At 50.6% G+C, this 20,146-nt stretch carries 16 protein-coding genes; all 16 read left to right on the top strand.

What is annotated here, in order from left to right:
• The first annotated feature begins 15 nt into the window (after nucleotides 1–15).
• The 16 genes from DFR47_RS10200 to kdpC all read left to right on the top strand — a co-directional run bounded on the left by DFR47_RS10200 (nucleotide 16) and on the right by kdpC (nucleotide 20,145).
• A complete protein-coding gene (locus DFR47_RS10200) occupies nucleotides 16–1,053 on the top strand; it encodes an ABC transporter ATP-binding protein (RefSeq protein ID WP_113944303.1) in 1,038 nt (345 codons plus the stop codon).
• A complete protein-coding gene (locus DFR47_RS10205) occupies nucleotides 1,050–1,904 on the top strand; it encodes an ABC transporter permease (protein ID WP_113944304.1) in 855 nt (284 codons plus the stop codon). Before DFR47_RS10200 ends, DFR47_RS10205 begins: the two co-directional genes overlap by 4 nt.
• Complete coding sequence (locus tag DFR47_RS10210) at nucleotides 1,901–2,698, top strand: ABC transporter permease (RefSeq protein ID WP_113944305.1); 798 nt, start codon at nucleotides 1,901–1,903, stop codon at nucleotides 2,696–2,698. Before DFR47_RS10205 ends, DFR47_RS10210 begins: the two co-directional genes overlap by 4 nt.
• Before the next feature lie 191 nt (nucleotides 2,699–2,889).
• Nucleotides 2,890–3,669, top strand: a complete 780-nt coding sequence (locus DFR47_RS10215; RefSeq protein WP_281011598.1) for an avidin/streptavidin family protein — start codon at nucleotides 2,890–2,892, stop codon at nucleotides 3,667–3,669.
• Nucleotides 3,670–3,778: 109 nt separating this feature from the next.
• Nucleotides 3,779–6,499: a helix-turn-helix transcriptional regulator gene (locus tag DFR47_RS10220; RefSeq protein WP_170137478.1), complete on the top strand. Its 2,721-nt coding sequence runs from the start codon at nucleotides 3,779–3,781 to the stop codon at nucleotides 6,497–6,499.
• A gap of 156 nt (nucleotides 6,500–6,655) precedes the next feature.
• The gene (locus tag DFR47_RS10225; RefSeq protein ID WP_113944308.1) at nucleotides 6,656–7,492 is read left to right on the top strand and encodes an aspartate/glutamate racemase family protein; all 837 of its coding nucleotides are present in this window, start codon (nucleotides 6,656–6,658) and stop codon (nucleotides 7,490–7,492) included.
• A 96-nt stretch (nucleotides 7,493–7,588) separates the two neighbouring features.
• Nucleotides 7,589–8,488, top strand: a complete 900-nt coding sequence (locus DFR47_RS10230; RefSeq protein WP_113944309.1) for a transporter family protein — start codon at nucleotides 7,589–7,591, stop codon at nucleotides 8,486–8,488.
• An 85-nt stretch (nucleotides 8,489–8,573) separates the two neighbouring features.
• On the top strand, nucleotides 8,574–10,649 hold the full coding sequence (locus DFR47_RS10235; protein ID WP_113944310.1) for a hydantoinase/oxoprolinase family protein: 2,076 nt from the start codon (nucleotides 8,574–8,576) through the stop codon (nucleotides 10,647–10,649).
• Nucleotides 10,650–10,660: 11 nt separating this feature from the next.
• Nucleotides 10,661–12,328 (top strand): hydantoinase B/oxoprolinase family protein, encoded by a 1,668-nt coding sequence (locus DFR47_RS10240; RefSeq protein WP_113944311.1) that lies wholly within the window; start codon nucleotides 10,661–10,663, stop codon nucleotides 12,326–12,328.
• A gap of 134 nt (nucleotides 12,329–12,462) precedes the next feature.
• On the top strand, nucleotides 12,463–13,659 hold the full coding sequence (locus DFR47_RS10245; RefSeq protein ID WP_245416528.1) for a M24 family metallopeptidase: 1,197 nt from the start codon (nucleotides 12,463–12,465) through the stop codon (nucleotides 13,657–13,659).
• A 50-nt stretch (nucleotides 13,660–13,709) separates the two neighbouring features.
• Complete coding sequence (locus tag DFR47_RS10250; protein WP_113944313.1) at nucleotides 13,710–14,999, top strand: cytosine permease; 1,290 nt, start codon at nucleotides 13,710–13,712, stop codon at nucleotides 14,997–14,999.
• 369 nt (nucleotides 15,000–15,368) lie between these two features.
• Complete coding sequence (locus tag DFR47_RS10255; protein WP_022711895.1) at nucleotides 15,369–15,458, top strand: potassium-transporting ATPase subunit F; 90 nt, start codon at nucleotides 15,369–15,371, stop codon at nucleotides 15,456–15,458.
• 83 nt (nucleotides 15,459–15,541) lie between these two features.
• Nucleotides 15,542–17,239 carry a potassium-transporting ATPase subunit KdpA gene (kdpA, locus tag DFR47_RS10265; RefSeq protein ID WP_113944315.1) on the top strand — a complete coding sequence of 566 codons (1,698 nt, stop codon included), beginning with the start codon at nucleotides 15,542–15,544 and terminating at the stop codon, nucleotides 17,237–17,239.
• Between the two features lie 9 nt (nucleotides 17,240–17,248).
• Nucleotides 17,249–17,416: a hypothetical protein gene (locus DFR47_RS21765; RefSeq protein WP_170137479.1), complete on the top strand. Its 168-nt coding sequence runs from the start codon at nucleotides 17,249–17,251 to the stop codon at nucleotides 17,414–17,416.
• A gap of 93 nt (nucleotides 17,417–17,509) precedes the next feature.
• Nucleotides 17,510–19,570 carry a potassium-transporting ATPase subunit KdpB gene (gene kdpB, locus DFR47_RS10270; protein ID WP_113944316.1) on the top strand — a complete coding sequence of 687 codons (2,061 nt, stop codon included), beginning with the start codon at nucleotides 17,510–17,512 and terminating at the stop codon, nucleotides 19,568–19,570.
• 11 nt (nucleotides 19,571–19,581) lie between these two features.
• Nucleotides 19,582–20,145 (top strand): potassium-transporting ATPase subunit KdpC, encoded by a 564-nt coding sequence (gene kdpC / locus DFR47_RS10275; RefSeq protein ID WP_113944317.1) that lies wholly within the window; start codon nucleotides 19,582–19,584, stop codon nucleotides 20,143–20,145.
• Nucleotide 20,146: the final 1 nt, after the last annotated feature.

Consider the following 20,146-nt stretch of genomic DNA (forward strand, 5'->3'; position numbering starts at 1 on the left):
GTAAGAAGGATAAGCATGTCGGGACTTGCACTTCAGAATATTGTGAAAGAATTCGGGAATTTTCGTGCAGTCAATAATGTTGATCTGCATGTACCTCACGGCACATTCGTTTGTATGCTGGGGCCGTCCGGCTGCGGGAAGACAACATTACTACGCATGATCGCAGGTCTTGACCTGCCAACTACTGGCAAAATTGCGCTAGATGATCAGGATATTACCCGCATGCCGACCCATAAACGGGAGCTCGGCATGGTGTTTCAGTCACTGGCATTGTTCCCGCATTTATCGGTGGGAGAGAATATTGCTTATCCGTTGCGGATCCGTGGTGCAGGTAAGCAAGAGCAAAAACAGCGTGTGGATGAACTTCTGGATATGATCCATCTCAAGGGGTTCGCTGACCGGCCTGTGGCTAAGTTATCCGGCGGGCAACGACAGCGCGTGGCTATTGCCCGTGCCTTGACGATAGCGCCAAAACTATTTTTGCTTGATGAACCACTCTCGGCGCTGGACGCAAAATTGCGCGAAGCAATGCAGGTTGAGTTGCGGCAACTACAACAGAGGCTTGGTATTACGACCATTGTTGTGACGCATGATCAGCGTGAAGCAATGACAATGGCTGATACGGTTGTGGTGATGAATGGCGGCGAAATTCGTCAGGTTGCTCCGCCAATTGAAATTTATCGTCGACCGGCGGATAGTTTTGTGGCCGATTTTATCGGGCAAACTAATTTGCTGGAACTCGAGAAAGATGCCGCTCAGCGCGTGCTGGCCTTCGGGCAAGTGGTTGAGGCTGTCACTATGCCTGACGATCTTGCCAAGGGTATTCTATGTGTACGCCCTGAGGATATTGAGCTTATTGCGCCGCGCGAAGGCGTTCTGTCAGGTCAGGTGTCTTTTATTCGCGATCTGGGCGCAACAACAGAAACTTTCATTGACATTGCCGGCAGGCAAATTGTTGCGGTTTCAACGCAAAGAGAGAATACGCAAATTAAAGTCGGGCAGATGGTTGGTATTGCGTTTGCTCAGGATAACAGCGTGGTGCTGCGCAAATGAGACGTGAACCGCCACAGCATTTAAGTGATTATATGCCGATCCTGTTTCCGGCATTGATGCTGATTGTGTTTTTTGTGGTTCCGTTCGGAACAATGATTGCGGTGAGTTTTTTCAAGCGTCAGGCAGGCGGGTTTTATACAACAGATTTCGTGCTGGATAATTATGCCCGTTTCATATCAACGTTTTTTGGCGGTGTGCTGAGCTTCTCAGTGGGGCTGTCAATTCTGGTCGCAGTTTGCTGCGTTATATTGGCTTTACCTTTCACCTACTTATTAACGCGGATGCAAAAACAAGTGCAGGTCGTGTGGCTGGTAGCGCTGTTGTCAATTCTGTCCTTGTCAGAGGTGATCATCGGCTTTGCCTGGTCAACTCTGTTCTCCCGCACGGCAGGGATTACCAATATTTTGGTTCTGTTAGGGTTGATGCAGGAGCCTGTGGCATTAACGCCGAGTTTTGGTGCCGTTTTGACAGGCATGGTTTATCAGGCGTTTCCCTATACCGTGCTCGTTTTATTTCCTGCACTTGTGCGACTTGATCCGACGCTGACAGAGGCCGCACGAACACTGGGAGCGTCGCCTGTCAAAGCTTTTGCAACGGTCGTTATTCCTGCCTTGCGCAATACGATTATTGCTACATTGATCATGGTGTTTATCTTTGCGCTGGGAAGTTATTTGCTGCCGCAACTCTTGGGGCGTCCGCAGCACTGGACTTTGTCGGTATTGATCACCGATCAGGCGATTTACCAGTCCAATATGCCGTTTGCTGCAGCAATGGCTGTCTTTCTGGTGTTGGTAACGCTTGGCTTGGTGGCGCTGACAGTGATTGCCGGTAAAAAAGGAGAAACAGCATGAGCGGATTTCTCCGAAAACTATATTTCTGTCTGATCGGCCTGTTTCTGGCACTGCCGCTGATTGTGGTGGCCGGTGTGTCGATTAATGAGAAACAAGCGTTGAATTTTCCGCCCAAAGGCATGTCATTGCATTGGTATGCTGAGATTTTTCTGAATCCAGAATGGAGGAACGCATTGATCGCATCGCTGATTTTGGCGCTGTTATCTGCGGCTTTTGCTGTTTCAATTGCTCTGCCATTGGCATGGTTCGTTTGGCGGAGAAAAGCCAAATGGGCAAATATTTTCCAACTTCTGGGAATTGCACCCTTTACGCTGCCGCCGGTTATCACCGCACTGGGGCTTTTGACGTTTTGGGCAACGACCGGTTTTTACGGACAATCCTGGACGGCGGTTATCAGCCACGGTATTTTCTTTGTCACGCTGCCACTGGTAACACTGTCTCTGGGGTTCAGTTCTATCGACCGCTCTTTGGTTGAAGCCGCGGCTACTATGGGTGCAGGAGATCGGGTCATTTTCCGCACCGTCATTCTGCCGTTGATTACGCCCTATATTGTTTCCGGATATGCTTTTGCGTTCGTTTTATCACTCAACGAATATATCGTGGCCTATATGACGGTTGGTTTCACTATGGAAACGCTACCGATCAAAATCTTCAATTCTCTGCGTTATGGCTACACACCGACAATGGCATCGGTCACTTTGCTGTTCGTACTGACTGCAGCGGTTATCTTTGGCCTTGTTGCGCGTTTTGGCGATTTACCAAAGCTTTTGGGCGCGATGTCCGATCGCGATTGAGACGCGTAATCAAAAGGTCTCACAAAATATCCTCAGTGGTATTGCTCCTCTCATGCCTACTCACTCGGGTAGCTTATCGGGGCAGGTATTTTATGTATTTATCTCATGCACTAAAAGCGTGAATAAATCAGCGATTTTAAAGGCAGTTTGCATCCTGCTATCGCTGAAATAAAATATCTGAGGGAATGACAATGAGCATAGCTGGCATATGGCAAAATGAATACGGATCACGCATGACCCTGACAGTGCGTGGTTCAGTCGTTGAAGGTGTTTACGCATCGACAACCGGTTCTACCGGTGAATTCAGCGTGACAGGCTGGGCTTGTGAAAACGCAGCCACTACAGAGGCCGGACAGCCTGTTGCTCTTTCGATCAAATGGCATACGCTCGTTGACGGGGAGGCAGATGCAAGCTGGAACTGGGCATCTGCAATGGGCGGTCAGGTCAATATTGTTGATGGTCGTGAAGCAATGGTTTTGTCACACTTTATGATTGCCTCGCGATCATTCGAAGGCCTATGCAAGCACGGCGTATATATCGATAAGCTGACATTCTACCGGATCAGTGATGTACCAAAACCAGTCGAAAACCTTAACTTTATTGAGGCGAAAGCTGATGATCCTATGAGCGGATCGTGGATAACATCTGACGGGAGCCTGATGGATATTTCTGTCCGGTATGAGAGCGAATACAGGTTCGGCCACCTGAGCGGCTTCTTACATTTCGATGGTATGAAACTGGCTTTATCCGGCTTCACTGATGTGAAGGCAGAAGATGATCAGCTTGATCTGCAGGCTACAAGTATTGTTGTGCATGATGCGCTCAATAATAGTACCATCGCGATGGGTGGATTTTTGAAGCTGAAAGACGGTGCATTAGAATTGCAGGTGCTGACTAATCAGACGACAGGCAGTGAAGTCAGCTATACGCAAAGCCAGATCAGTTTCTTACGTTTTACCCGTAAGGTTTAATATAAATCTGCCAGGCGCACAGCAGTGCCTGGCAGATTAATGAGCTGGGATAGTTTCAGACGCTTGGTATTCAGCTCCGGCCGCAAGCAATCTGCTCATGGAGGGAGCAATGCCAGATTATCCAATCATTCCTGATATTGAACAGCTGCTTCAGCTCAAGCTGATGGTCCCGCGCCTGCCGGTAAATCTGGTGAACAGACCCAGATTAATAGAGATATTAGACAGCGCTCCTGACCACTCTTTTATAAAATTTATTGCACCGGCAGGTTTTGGAAAAACAACCTTGTTGGCGCAATGGTGCGCGCATTTATCAGCACGTGGCGAAAAAGTTGCCTGGCTGTCACTGGATGACAGTGATGCCGATCTGTACAGGTTTTTGACAGGAATTGTGCGCGCACTGGAAATTGCACAGATTGATACCGGCATCTTGTTATCAAAGATTGACCGTGATGCCTCTGAACTCAGCATCAATAACTTGCTGCGTGATTTGTACAAAGTTTTAGCGGGCGTGCGTGAACCCGTCACGCTGATCTTGGATGATTATCATCGTGCATCGAACAATCATCTGGATGAACTATTAGAGCATCTACGCAGTCATTTATCCGCGCATGTCCGGATTTTGCTCAGTACTAGATTACGGGCTGAGAATACGCATCGTCATAAATTCATTGCTTCAACTCTGGTTGAGATAACCAGTGATATGCTGCGCTTTACGCCCGAAGAGGCGCGTCAGGTTCTCAATATCGATATTTGTGATACGGATCGCGACGTGTTGGTGGAGCGAATTGAGGGATATCCCGTTGTGTTGCAGCTCGCGCGGCTGGTGGCCTTTCAAGGGCAGTCTTCGCCGGATGTGCTGGAGCGGTTAATGGCACGGGGCGGGCATCTCTGGAGTTTTCTGACTGAGGAAGTGCTGCGCAATCTGCCGGAAGAGGTTGTCGATTTCTTGCTGGATACATCGATATTTGACCGCTTTACCGTGGAAATCGCGGATGTCGTACGGCAGCGTAAAGATAGCTGGCAAATCATGTCGCAGTTAGAAACGCTGCAATCATTATTGACGCCGTTGGATTCCAATAATCACTGGTATCGTTATCATCATCTTTTTGCAGAATATTTACAGGCTCAGTTACGGCAGCGTTACCCGGCAAAACTGGCTGCGCTGCATTTGCGCGCCTCCGAAGCCTTCCAGCAATATAACATATTGGGGGAGGCAGTACGCCATGCCAGTCTGGCCGGTGATTATGGTCGCTGCACGCAGCTGATTGAATCCGCCGGAGGATGGCGGCTGGTGCTTTATGGCGGCATGAGCCAGCTCAACCAGTTGCTGAATTACATTCCTAAAGCCGAGAGACTGTCACATCCGAGATTATTGCTCGCCGAAGCCTATTTAATGCTGAAAAGCGGAAATATGACAGATGCTCGCACAACATTTAATCTGGTTGCACAATCAATGCCGGATTTCCCGCCGGACTGGGATTTGCTGGATGAATGGGGGCGTGATTTTTTCAGCGTTGATGTGCTCATCCGAACCTATGAAGATAATAGTGTTAACGCCAATTATCTTGCATTCTTTGAAAAAATCAAAGACTGGCCGCCGGAAACTGACGGGCTTGCTTATGGTGTACTCGGTTGTGCGGGGGCTGTTTATGCGTTGTGTCTCGGCAGGTTGAATGCAGCAGAAGAATTTGCCCGAAAAGCGATGACCGCGATGCGGTTTGATAACTCGGTTCTCGGTCTGAATTACTGTTTTATCCATGCAGCCATTGCCTGCACATATCGTGGTGAATTGCGCAGCGCGGCTGCTTATTTGTCACGTGCACAAGCAATGGCTATCGAGAATTTTGGCGAAGACAGCGGGCTGAAGGCAATTATCGATGTCTTACTGGTGATGGTCAATCAATGGGGCAACAATGATCTGAGCATTGTCTCTGCTGAATATGATGCTTCATTTCAGCAAGTCTGCGACTATGACGGCTGGTTTGACATCTATGCGGCAGGGCTGGATGCCCGCTTCTGGATAGCATGGAAAAGCAGGGATATTCGTAAGCTTGATCAGGTGATCCGCGATGGCGCCAACCTGACCCGCTCACGTGGTCTTGACCGTCTTTCCGGGCTGGTTGAAGCGCAAACGCTGCTAAGGCATTGTCTTGTGCAGGACGAAAAGTCCGCATTTGCTGTCGCGCAACATCTTGGTCAAATATATCCGTTGGGATGCTGGCGGGAAAACGCTGCTAAGTGGCGACCATATCAGGATGTGGGCTACGTACTGATCAGCTGGTTGCTCACGCATAATATTCAGCAAGCAAAATTACGGGCTGATGATCTGTTGTCTTGTGCAAAAAATTACGGTGCCGGTCTCTATCAGATTCGTGCTTTGTTATTGCGTGCCCGTGTTGCCCAAGCGTTAAAGGATCGTGAGAAAGCGTGCGGGCTGATCGGACAGGCCGTTGAACTTGCGGCAGCGGAAAAGATTATTCGTCCTTTTCTCGAACAATACGAATTGGCACAGTGTTTTACGCAGCTTAAGCGTGAATTATGGGAAACCGGCCGCCATCCGGTCGAAGCTTCTTTCTTGTCGGATGTCACTGATATTCTGAGTGAGTTCTATCCGGATACGCAACAAACACTGCTGGTTTTAAGTGCCCGTGAACAGGAAGTGATGCAAGAATTATCACGCGGATTGACGAATAAGGAAATCGCGCGTGTTCTGGATATGACGGAACATACTGTGAAGTTTCATTTGAAAAATATCTTCGCAAAATTGAACGTCGACAGACGTGCCCACGCGATTGAGATTTACCGAAGAACGGAAGCTTCGACCCTATAAAGCTACCCGTTCGGGTAGGGCACTGGCTGGCTGCCTGAGCACAGCTATGCTTCAAGGTAGCTTGTACGCTGAAAGCTCTCAGAGGACACTCGCTCCTTAATATCACAGAAGACCGGAACATAATTTACCGGCACGTGATTTTAAGAGGGAGAGGACATGTCAGCCATATCGCATACAGAGCAGCCGGCAACAACGCCATTGAAAATTCTATGGGTTAATCCCATCAATCAATCGGGCTATGACCAGCCTATTGCAGATTTGATTGAACGCGTGAAGCTGCCCAATACTGAAGTTCACGTTGTGTCACTTGATATTCCCGAGCCGGTGAAGCTGACCAATCTTGAATGGCGCGGATTTGAAAGCAAAATCTGGTTTCCGGTTACAGCCATTGCCAATTATGCGGCAGAAAACGGCTATGATGGTTATGCGATTGGTTGCTTTTACGATACTGCTCTGGATGAGGCGCGTGAGGTCTCCGGCGATGCAGTCGTGTGTGCACCTTGCCAGTCGGCCTTGCAGATTGTTTCCAATCTTTGCAACCGCTTCTCGGTGGTAATCGGAGTGCAAAAATGGAAGGTGCAGATGGAAGATCGCATCCGCCATTATGGTTATCATGACAGACTGGCTTCATTCCGTACAATTGGTTTGCATGTTGACGAGTTTCAGCAGGACAAGCAATGCACTGAAGATGCTATCCGTAAAGCTGTACGCGATGCGATTGAAATCGATAAAGCAGAAGCCATTATTCTCGGCTGCACAATTGAATTCGGCTTCTATGCGCAACTGCAAAAAGAATTCAATGTGCCGATCGTAGATGCGCTCTATGCCTGCTTTAAAGGTACGGAAAATGCAGCGCTCAATAAAGTCCAGTTCGGCTGGAAACCGAGCCGGCTCTATAGCATGGCTCCGCCGGAAGCCGCGCGTCTGAAAGAAAGCGGCATTTTTGCTGCACCTGCACCGATTGCAAACACAGTGATCGTTCCGCGCGCCTAAGCGGACTGCAATGGCATCAGAGTAGCCACCAGCAGATGAACGGCTGCTCTGACTGCCGCAACTGCGCACTTAAAATACATCATAGGAAAAAGAGTTATGAAAACTCGCGCAACCGGCAAAAATGCAGCATATATCTGTGCTGCTGCCATAACAATTTTAACGCCATTATTGAGTGTGACGCCCTCAAAAGCAGGGAATTTTATCGGGCATTCGACACCGGGCAAACCCGGCTATGCCATTCAGTTCTGGCCGAGCTTTTCGCACAAATCGGGCGGCGCTAACTCTGCGGGTAGCTTTTATCAGCTGGCCTGGTTCAGTGAAACCGGACTGACCGGCACCAAGCGCGATCAGTTTGAGCTCTGGCTTGGTTTTAATGCAGGCTATGCAGGTACAACATCCGGCTCCGGCGATGCGCAGTGGGGTGCCACCGCACCACAGATCGGTTTCGAGTACTATTACGAGGTTGTTCAGCCTGAAGTAGAGGCCGGAAAAGCCGGACATCGCAACTGGTGGATCAGTCCGACATTGATGGTCAATACCCCCAACGGCAACGATAAATCGAGCGGTTTTGGTGCTGGAACGAACCAGTTTTCTGTTGCCTTTAACATCAATAATTACATTGCCTATGATCGCTGGCAACTGACCGTTTCACCGGTCTCAGCGCTGTATTCCTTTGAAAACCGGCATAAATCTGAATGGATTAACGGCAAGCAAAAACGTTTGCGCGGTGGCTTGTCGCTGACCTTTGCAGATGCCGCCCTTGGCTATCGTGTGACGGATGATCTGAGTGTCGGTATTCATCATCAGTTTGATGTTTTTAACAGTGCGTCATCCGATTTTAAACGCAGCGAAAGAGGGGCGGTTGGCCCGAGCTTTACCTATACGGGCTTTGCTTCAAAGGGGTATTTTATGTCTGCGACGCTGGATTTTGACTACTACAACAGAGGCACCACCCGCAGCACGACCCTGAATACATGGCTGGCGAAAACGTTCTGAAGCTTTACGCGGCAAATCAGACAACACCCGATCTTACAATGCATGATCAGGCATTCTCCTGAACTAAGTCTTGGGAAATATTGAGATGAACAACAAAACAATACGTGTAGCAACGGATGTCGGGGGGACATTTACAGATCTCGTTTGCTTTGAAACGGATAAGCAAACGGGGCAATCCCGCATCATTACAGCCAAGTCAGACACCACGCCGCCAAACTTTGAGCAGGGCGTTCTGAATGTTCTGGATAAAGCGCAGATTGATCCCGCTACAGTTGATTTTCTGGCTCACGGAACAACGGTTGTTATCAATGCGCTGACGGAACGTAAAGGCGTTAAAGTCGGGCTTATCACGACCGAAGGTTTCCGCGATACTTTGGAAATCGCCCGTGGGAATCGTCCTGATTTTTTCAACCTGCACTATAAAAAACCGGAGCCGTTTGTCCCGCGCTATCTGCGCCGTGAATTGCAGGGACGCCTGTCCTATAAAGGGGAGGAGCTGACTGCTCTTGATCTGGCGCCGCTTGCTGACATTCTCGCCGATTTTAAGCGGGAAGGTGTTGAGGCCGTCGCGGTTTGCTTTCTCCATTCATATGCCAATAGTGCGCATGAAGAAGCAACATTGGCAGAGATTAAACGCCTGTGGCCGGAAGTGTCCGCTGTTTCATCACACCAGATCACTCGTGAATGGCGCGAATATGAGCGCTGTAATACCACGGCTTTGTCGGCCTATGTTCAACCATTGGCTGAGCGTTACCTGTCGCGTCTTGCGAGCGGATTACAGGAAAAGGGGTTGCGCAGCGATCCGTATATTATGCAGTCCAATTGCGGCGTGAGCACTCTTGAGACGACTGCACAAATTCCCATTACCATGGTGGAATCCGGTCCTGCATCCGGTTTCTGGGGCGCGGCAGAACTTGGTAAGCTGATTGATGAACCTAATATTCTCGCACTTGATATCGGGGGCACGACCGCAAAATGCTCTCTGATTGAGAAAAGCGAAGTTAAGATCAAGACCGATTATTGGATCGAGCGTGATCAGACCTCGGCAGGCTATCCGATTATGGTGCCGGTTGTGGATCTGGTGGAAATCGGCAATGGCGGCGGATCAATCGCCTGGGTCGATAATTTTGAAGAGCTGCATGTGGGGCCGCAATCCGCAGGGGCATCACCGGGGCCTGCTGCCTATGGCAGAGGCGGCGATAATGCCACGACAACCGATGCCAATTTATGGCTCGGGCGCATCAATAAGGATTATTTCTGTGGCGGTGAAGTTGTTGCCGATATGGCAGCTACAGAAGCTGCGATTAAACAGGTTGGCGACAGGCTGGGCATCAGCACTGATGAAGCCGCACGGGGCATCATCCGTATTGCTAATAATAATATGGTCAATGCGCTGAAACTGGTGTCGCTGAATCGCGGGCATGATCCGCGTGAATTTACACTGGTTGCTTTTGGCGGCGGCGGCGCATTGCATGCGGTTGCACTTGGACTGGAACTGGGTGTTAAAAAGGTCGTTATTCCTGCCGGCGCTGCGGTATTCTCAGCATGGGGGATGATGATGTCGGACTTGCGACGCGACTATTTTGTAACCCGTCTTGCCGAGCTGGATACAGGCTCTACCAAAGTGATCGAAGATGTCTTCTCCGAAGCTGAAACGCTCGCCTTGGCACAGTTCGCGGCTGAGAATATTGACGCGAGCAAGGTGGAGTTCCAGCGCTATGGCAAATTCCGCTATCAAAATCAGGAACATACTACTGAGGTTCTGATCGAGGCCGGAGCAATTACACCGCAGCGTATTGCTGCAATTGAAAGCGCTTTCCACGAACTCTACGAGCAGGAATATACCTATCGTCTGAATGCACCGGTTGAAATGGTCGGTATCCATCTGGTGGCTTCGTCCGAGGTTGGCAAGTTGACCATGAAGAAGCAGGAGCTGTCCGGTGCAGATGCGCAGACGGCACTCAAAGGCCGTCGTGATGTTGATTATGCACTGGAAGGGATTCATAGCGCCGCGATTTATGATCGTGATCTGCTTATGCCGGGTATGAGATTCATGGGGCCTGCCATTATTGAGGATTCCGGTACAACCGTTGTCATTCATCCGGACAATGACGTTCAGATCGATGGTTACGGCAATATTCACGTCGTTCTGGCGGCATAAGGGAGAGACCAATGAACAAGCATCTTCAAGACCCTATTACGCTGCGGATTATCCAGAACTCACTTCAGGCAACGGCGGATGAAATGTTCGCAGTCATGCGCAAGACTGCCATGAGTTCGATTATTTATGAAGTGCTGGATATGGGAACCGGCATTACAGACCCTAAAGGTCAGCTGGCATCCTCCGGCGCGGGTATTCCTGCATTCGTCGGTGTTCTCGACAAAGCGGTGAAAGTGCTGGTTGAGAAGTTCAACCAGCCGGGCGATATTGAACCGGGCGATGTTTTCGCAACCAACGATCCTTATTATGGCGGCGTTACCCATCTCAACGATATTATTGTGGCAATGCCCGTCTTCTCGGGAGATCAGATTATCGCATGGACAGCCGCTATCGGACATAATTCGGATGTTGGCGGCATGGCTCCGGGCTCGCTGAGCGGTGACGCAAACGAGATTTTTCAGGAGGGCTTACGCCTTCCGGCGATTAAAATGATCTCAAGGGGCGAGCCGATCCGTCCGGTCATTGAAATCATCAAAACCAATTCCCGTATGCCGGATGTCCTTGAAGGCGATGTCTGGGCGGCGATTGCCTCTGTGCGGATTGGCGCCAAGCGGTTGGTGGATGTCAGCGAGAAATACGGCGTTGAAACATTCAATCATGCCATGAGCTCATTCATGGATATGGGGGAGAAGATTGCGCTGTCCGAATTGCAGAAACTGCCGAAAGGACAGTTTGAGCTTTCTGAAGAACAAGATGACGGCCGTATCTTTAATGTGAAAATTACGATCACAGATACGGAATTCATTGTTGATCTGCGTGATAATCCTGATCAGTCGGACAATCCGGTCAATACCAGTCGTGACGGTGTGATGATCTCCGCACAGATGCTCTTTAAATCTCTGACCGATCCTTATTCTGCGGCCAATGAAGGCTCATTCCGGCCTATCAAACTTCTGACCCGTAAAGGCTCGGTCTTTGAGGCGCAAGAACCGGCACCGATGGGCTTCTACTATGAGATTGAGTTGCGGGTTTACGATATTATGTGGCGCTGCCTTGCACCGCATGTATCTGATCGTCTTGCAGCCGGTCACTTCGCCTCGGTTTGCGGAACATTTATCAGCGGTCTTCATCCTGATACCGGTCGCCAATATACAATTATTGAACCGCAGATCGGCGGCTGGGGCGCAAGCCGTACCGGCGATGGCAATAGTGCGATGTTCTGTGGTTTCCATGGTGAAACCTATAATTGTCCGGCTGAAATCAATGAAGCGCGTAACGGGGTTTTTGTTGACCGTATGGAACTGAACCTTAATCCGGGAGGTGAGGGGAAACATACGGGCGGACGCGGTATTATTATGGATTATCGCGTGCGGGCTAATAACTGCCTTTTGACCATGGGCTATACCCGTTCGAAATTTCCGCCTTGGGCACTTGAAGGCGGACATGAAGGCTCTTCCAACTATGTTGAAGTGCTGCGTGCAAAAGACGGCAGCAAAGAAACATACGCTTTTGTCTCCGGTTTGAAGGCTTACACGAACGATGTGATCCGTGTTGTGACCGGTAATGGCGGCGGATTTGGCGATCCGAAAGAGCGTGATCAAACCCTCGTGGCACAAGATATTCGCAATGGCGTGCTGAGTCTTGAGCGGGCCCGCTCTGTCTATGGCTATCAGGGCTGACAGAAATAGCGACTTCTGAAGCGTAGTTTTAAGTCAACATATTTCGCCTCGTCAGTGAGGCGAAATATGAAAGCCCCTTTGCGTCTTGCGGACAGGGGCTGAGCCGGAAATCTTGTAATCTATGAAGGATGTTGATGATGATTGGTTGTTCCGATTATGCAACAGAATTGGCAGCTATTCGCCTGTGGGAAGACAAGGCACCTGCAATCACAGATGACGAGCGTTGGCAGCGTATTGGTAATGCCAGAAAGCTGATGGCTGAAGAGGGCGTTGACGCACTTATCATCGGTGCCGGAACCAGCCTGCGATATTTTACCGGTATTCGCTGGGGGATGATTGAACGGCTGGTTGCTTTAGTTCTGCCTTTGCAGGGAGAGCCGGTTATTATTTGCCCTGCTTTTGAAGAAGGGTCGCTAACCGCAGAATTCTCTATGGATATACGCGGTTGCTATTGGCAGGAACATGAAAGTCCCTATGCGCTTGTTGCCCGTGTCCTCGCGGAGAACCAATGCGCTGCGCTGGCCATAGACCCGTCCCTTCCGTTCGGCATGGTGCACGAGTTGAGCTGCGCTCTGGCAAACGTCAAAATATCTTCAGCAAGCAACATTGTTGATCAATGTCGCCGCATTAAATCGCCTGCGGAAATTGCGATTTTGCAACAAGCCAAGCTGATGACCCTTGAAGTGCAAAGGCGCGCATCCCGTATTCTGAAAGCGGGAATGAAGGCAAGTGAGGTTTGTTCCTTTATCACTGAAGCACATAAAGCCATTGGCAGTGACGGCACGACATTTTGTATTGTCCAGTTTGGCACTTCCACCGCCTTTCCGCATGGGTTGCCGCAGGACGATGTTCTGGCAGAGGGAGATATGGTGCTGGTTGATACCGGCTGTCTCGTGGAGGGATATAATTCCGATATTACACGCAGTTATGTTTTCGGAGAACCTGATGCCGAGCAGCAGCGTATCTGGAATATCGAAAAAGAAGCACAATTAGCGGTCTTTAACGCTGCCCGTCCGGGTGCTCTTTGTGAGGTTCTGGATCATGTTGCCCGTACGATTCTTGAACAGCACGGATTGGGACCTGACTACCAGCTGCCGGGTTTACCTCATCGCACAGGTCACGGCATCGGCATGACTATCCATGAGGCACCATATCTCGTACGCGGCGATAAAACTCCGCTGCAAGCGGGAATGTGTTTTTCCAATGAACCGATGATTGTTATTCCGGATCGCTTCGGCATCCGCCTTGAAGACCATTTTTATCTCACGAAGACAGGTGCGCAATGGTTTACGGAACCAGCACTTAGCATCACGCAGCCTTTCGGAGAATAGGCACATTTAACAAGAAACGAGCCGTTCAAGGCTCACTGGGGAGGAACTGAATGTCTGGTTTATCAAACGAGGCAGCTACGAGCGGCTATGCCAAAGAACTGGTGCCTGAAAGTGAACAGGGCACTGGCTGGAAGATTTTCTTTATTGTTGCAGGCAGCCTGTGCGGATTACCTGTTTTTATTCTTTCAGCGCATATTTTCTCAAGCCTTGGCTTTGTTCAGGGCATGGCAGCTGTGGCTGTGGGAGGGGTAATTTCGGGTTTGCTGGGGGCTATGACGGCTTTTACCGGTTCTAAATCGCGCATGGGGCTGGCGTTGCTCGCAGATCAGGCATTTGGCCCATGGGGAGCAAGTCTGGTGAAACTGGTTATCGCCATTTCACTGATCGGATGGTTTGGTGTGAATATTGGCGTTCTGGGTGTTACTGCTGCCAGTGCGCTCACACAGATGACCGGCTATAATATTGCTGCACTCACCGTTGGTTTGCCCGTCTGTTTACTTATTGCGGGTATCACTCTCTACGGCGCCTCCGGTCTGGAGCGTTTAGGCAATATTCTTGTGCCGGCTACTTTGCTGGTATTGATTGCTTCACTGGTTTTAGTTGCACCGCAATTGGGAGAGGTTTGGAGCAAGCAGGGCAACGGTGCAATCAGTTTTGGCGGCGCTGTTTCTGCGGTTGTTGGTGCCTATGTTGTGGGCATCGTTATTCAGCCGGATTATGGTCGATTTGTCCGCCGTCCTGCATTTGCGGCAATGGGGGCAGGTGTGGCGCTGGGGATTGCTTATCCGGTCATCATGACCATGTCTTCTGTCGCAAGTCTTGCATCGGGAACACCTGAATTTATTTCGGCAATGATCCTGCTGGGGTTTGGCTTACCTGCACTATTAGTGTTGCTGCTGGGGGCGTGGATTGATTCATCCGCATGTCTGTATTCTGCCAGCCTGTCACTGGCCAATCAGTTTCCGCGTTTCAGGTTCATTACGATTATCGCAGCAATAACAGTTGTGGGCGTGGTACTGGTTGTAGTGGGTGCGGATAAAGCGTTTATCCCGTTTTTGATCGCGCTGAGTGTAAGCCTGCCGCCGCTGGCAACAATTCTGGTACTTTCCGCGCTTTTGCCGCAACCGTCACACCCTCATGCTGTTCACAGAGCCATTCCAGTAGTGTGCTGGGCATTGGCAACGATTTTCGGTTTAATGACCAATTACGGCTATTGGAGCTTTTCAACATTGCCGACATTTGATGCCGTTCTGATCTCGGCTGTTATCTTTATTATGTTGCGGGTTGCGGTCTCTTTTGCACCTTTAACGTCAGCCGTTAGTGACGGGTCAGTCGAATAATTATACCTTTTGCATTATCTGAATAACCGGTCTGAAGTTGCTTTAAATGGTAATTCAGGCCGGTTTTGAATATTTACGTGTCAGCAAAAGTGTATCGTAAAGCACATTAATTTATGCGTTTTCATATATGAGATTTTTATATCTCTTATCATTTCCCTCTCTCGAACCACTATGCATTTTTGCACCATAATTCCGCCTGATTTCGGCTCGTCCCGCCTTTAGCGGTGCGCCGGAAGCAGCCGTTGCATCTGCACCGGCTGAAATTCAGGAGTTCGGATGATGGATATCATTATGATTGCCGCAGGCGCCGGATTTATCGGCCTGTCTTATTTTTACGCCCTTGTTTGCGACCGGCTGTGAGGGCGCATCATGTGGTTTGATTATGTTCTCGGCGGCTCGGTTGCCGCATTGCTCAGCCTCTATCTGCTTTATGCACTGGCACGACCTGAGCGCTTCTAACACTTTGTTTTGTCGCATTGTCCTACGCAAAACCGCTTCACACTTTTGCTGGAAATGCTTTAAAAGACAGAAAGTATCTTCCAATGACTTTCAACGGAATATTGCAAATTGCGATCCTGTTCGGGCTCACAATTCTGCTGGTGAAACCGGTCGGTGGTTATCTGACCCGCGTGTTCACCGGTGAACGAACCTTCCTTTCGCCGGTAATCGCACCGGTTGAGCGCGGCCTCTACAGATTGGCCGGAACCCATGAAAAAGAAGAACAACACTGGACGGTCTATGCGGCATCGTTGTTGATGTTCAGCATTGCCGGTTTTGTGGCGCTCTATCTGTTGCAGCGTCTGCAAGGTGCATTGCCTTATAATCCTGCTGGTATGCAGGCTGTCGAGCCGACTTCTGCCTTTAATACGGCAATCAGCTTCATGACCAATACCAACTGGCAGGGTTATGGCGGTGAAAGCACGATGAGCTATTTCACCCAGATGGCCGGTATCACAGTGCAGAACTTTGTCTCTGCCGCAGTGGGTATCGCCGGAGCTATGGCGATTACCCGTGGCTTTGCCCGTTCTTCGAGCAATACCATCGGCAATTTCTGGGTCGATCTGACCCGCGCCACGCTTTATGTGCTGCTGCCGATCTGCATCATCGGCACACTTGTACTGGTCTGGCAGGGCGTGCCGCAAAATCTCAATGATTATACGCTTGCAACCACGCTGGAAGGTGCGCAGCAAACCATTGCGCAAGGCCCTGTGGCCTCGCAGATGATTATCAAACATCTGGGCACCAATGGCGGTGGCTTCTTCAATGCCAACTCGGCACATCCGTTTGAAAATCCGACGGCGTTGACCAATCTTATTCATCTGCTGTCGATTTTCGTAATTTCTACCGCCATGACCAATGTGTTCGGCCGTATGGTTGGCAATCAGCGTCAGGGCTGGGTGCTGTTCGCCGTCTTTGGCGTTCTGGTGGTGCTGGGAACATCAGTGCTCTATTGGGCTGAGGCCAGCGGTAATCCACTGATGCAGGCGTTGAGCGTGGTTGGCGGTAATATGGAAGGCAAAGAAGCGCGCTTCGGCATTGCGCTGTCGGCGCTGTTCTCTGAGGTCACAACAGCGGCTTCCACAGGTGCGGTCAATAATATGCATGACAGCCTGATGCCACTCGGTGGTCTGGTGCCGCTGTTTAATATGCAGATCCCAAATCTCGGCGGTATTGGTGCTGGTATCTACGTCATGTTGCTGTTTTTCATTCTGGCAATCTTTATTGCTGGTCTGATGGTTGGCCGCACACCGGAATATCTGGGCAAAAAAATTGAGGCCAAAGAGGTCAAGATGAGCCTGCTGGCCACGCTCGGACCATCACTTGCCATTCTCGGTTTTGCTGCATTGGCTGTGGTTTTGCCGCAAGGTTTGTCGAGCATTCAGGATGCAGGCCCGCATGGTTTCAGCGAAGTGCTTTACGCTTACTCATCCGGTGCCAACAATAACGGCAGTGCCTTTGCCGGTCTCAATGCCAATACGCCTTTCTACAATCTCACCATTGGTTTTGCGATGCTGATGGGGCGCTTTTTGCTGATTGTGCCGGTGCTGGCGATTGCCGGTTCGCTGGCCGCCAAGAAAACCGTTCCTGCCTCGGCCGGTACATTGCCGACCACTGGCCCGTTGTTTGTTGGTTTGGTCTTTGGTGTGACGATGATTGTTGGTGGTTTGACTTTCTTTCCGGCCTTGGCGCTGGGGCCGGTTGTTGAGCATTTCGCAATGCTCTCCGGTCAGCTGTTTTAAAGGTGCATGATGGCGAAGAATTCTTTTCTGATGAAGCAATTATTCCGTTCGAATTCCACACAGAAGCAAAATCTGCGCGGTGTGAAAAAGGAAGATTGCCCGAAACTCACCAGCATTATGCTGATCCTTGTGCTGGCGATGCTGGCCGGTGTTTTCCTCGTGAAGGCGCTGACCTGAGTTTAAGTTAAAACATTAACTTATCACTCTATTTCCATGAAAATTCTATGCAGTTAATAAAATGATCTGCATAAATTCAGACGGAGGGCTCTGATGAGCCAGTCAAAATCTTCCAGTATTCTGGATGCCAAAATCCTGTTGCCTGCGATAGGCGGCGCTTTTCGCAAACTCGATCCGCGAAGCCTCGCTAAAAATCCGGTGATGTTTGTCGTTGCCGTTGTCACACTGTTGACGAGCGTGCTGTTTATCAAAGATATGGCAAGCGGCGGCTCTGATCTGGGCTTCTCGTTTCAGATTATTCTGTGGCTGTGGTTTACCATTCTGTTTGCCAATTTTGCGGAAGCGGTGGCTGAAGGGCGCGGTAAGGCACAGGCGGAATCTCTGCGCCGCACCCGTACCGAAACCGAAGCAAAATTGCTGAGTGGTGACAGCAAGACCAATTATACGATTATTGCAGGCAACAGCCTTAAAGTCGGTGATGTGGTGCTGGTGGAAGCCGGAGACATTATTCCATCCGATGGCGAGGTGATTGAAGGTGTGGCCTCGGTGAATGAGGCGGCGATCACCGGTGAATCCGCGCCGGTTATCCGTGAATCAGGCGGTGACCGTTCAGCCGTTACTGGTGGTACGCAAGTGCTGTCCGACTGGATACGCGTACGGATTACCGCTGCTGCCGGATCGACCTTTATTGACCGTATGATCTCACTTGTGGAAGGTGCTGAGCGCCAGAAGACACCCAATGAGATTGCGCTGAACATTCTGCTTGCCGGTATGACGCTGATCTTTGTGCTGGCTGTCGTAACCATTCCGAGCTTTGCCACTTATGCAGGCGGTTCAGTGCCGGTGATTGTGCTGGTGGCTTTGTTCGTTACGCTGATCCCGACCACTATCGGCGCTTTGCTCTCAGCCATCGGTATTGCCGGTATGGATCGCTTGGTGCGGTTTAATGTACTGGCTATGTCCGGCCGTGCGGTGGAAGCTGCCGGTGACGTGGATACGCTGCTGCTCGATAAGACTGGCACAATTACGCTTGGTAACCGTCAGGCTACAGAGTTTTGTGCCATCACAGGTGTCAGTGAACAGCAACTGGCCGATGCGGCGCAGCTTGCCTCACTTGCCGACGAGACACCGGAAGGTCGCTCCATCGTTGTGCTGGCTAAAGAGAAATACGGTATCCGTGCCCGCGATATGGCAAGCCTCCATGCAAGCTTTGTGCCTTTTACCGCACAAAGCCGGATGAGCGGTGTGGATGTGGATGGCAGTATCATCCGTAAAGGTGCTGTAGATGCGGTGCTGAAATATGTCGAGGCAGAAGGTGGTAAAGCTTCGACACCTGCCCAGCTACAGGAAATCCAGTCAATTGCCGCGCAGATTGCCAAGGCGGGTGGAACACCGCTGGCGGTGGTCAAGGACGGGCAGCTGATGGGCGTGGTCTCGCTGAAGGATATTGTCAAAGGCGGTATCCGTGAGCGTTTTGCAGAACTGCGCCGCATGGGCATCCGCACGGTGATGATTACCGGTGATAATCCGATGACGGCTGCGGCGATTGCCGCAGAAGCGGGCGTGGATGATTTTCTGGCACAGGCAACTCCGGAGAACAAGTTGTCGCTGATCCGTGAGGAGCAGGCCAAGGGCAAGCTGGTGGCAATGTGCGGTGACGGTACTAACGATGCGCCGGCGCTGGCGCAGGCTGATGTGGGCGTGGCGATGAATACCGGTACAGTAGCTGCGCGTGAAGCGGGCAATATGGTCGATCTCGACAGCGACCCGACCAAGCTGATCGAGATTGTGGAAATCGGCAAGCAATTGCTGATGACGCGTGGTGCGCTGACAACCTTCTCGATTGCCAATGATATTGCCAAATATTTCGCGATTATTCCGGCAATGTTCCTCGCTTTCTACCCGCAGCTCGGTGTGCTGAATATTATGGGGCTGCATAGTCCGCAGAGCGCCATTCTCTCGGCCATCATCTTCAATGCGCTGATTATTGTGGCATTGATCCCGCTGTCACTGCGCGGGGTTAAATATCAGGCGGTTGGTGCGGGCGCACTGCTGAGCCGCAATCTGATGATCTACGGTCTTGGCGGGATTATCGTGCCTTTCGTAGCGATCAAGCTGATTGATATGGCAATTACCGCTCTGGCTCTGGTGTAAGGAATAAACCCATGTTGAAACAATTACGTCCTGCTGTGGTGATGATTGTCAGTCTGACCGTAATCACCGGTATTGCCTATCCGCTGGCTATGACCAGTGTGGCGCAGACCCTGTTTCCCTCTCAGGCCAATGGCAGTCTGATCGTGAAGGACAATAAGGTGATCGGCTCATCCCTGATCGGTCAGCAATTCACCTCTGAACGGTATTTCCACGGTCGCCCGAGTGCAGCAGGAGAAGGCTATAATGCTGCATCCTCCGGCGGTTCCAATCTGGCGCCAACCAGCGCAGCATTACTGGATCGTGTAAAGGCCGATGTAACTAAGCTGCAGGCAGAGAATCCAAATCAGGCGGTGCCTGTTGATCTGGTGACAGCATCCGGCAGCGGGCTTGATCCGCATATTACGCCGGAAGCGGCACTGTTCCAGATACCGCGTATTGCCAAGGCTCGCGGACTGGATGAGCGTAAACTCAAGACTTTGGTTGAAGCACATATACAAGAGCGTTTGCTGGGTGTGCTCGGCGAGCCGGTTGTGAATGTGCTTGCGCTTAATCTCGCACTGGATCAGGTTAAATAAG

Source organism: Pseudochrobactrum asaccharolyticum, from assembly GCF_003314995.1.
Classification (GTDB): domain Bacteria; phylum Pseudomonadota; class Alphaproteobacteria; order Rhizobiales; family Rhizobiaceae; genus Pseudochrobactrum; species Pseudochrobactrum asaccharolyticum.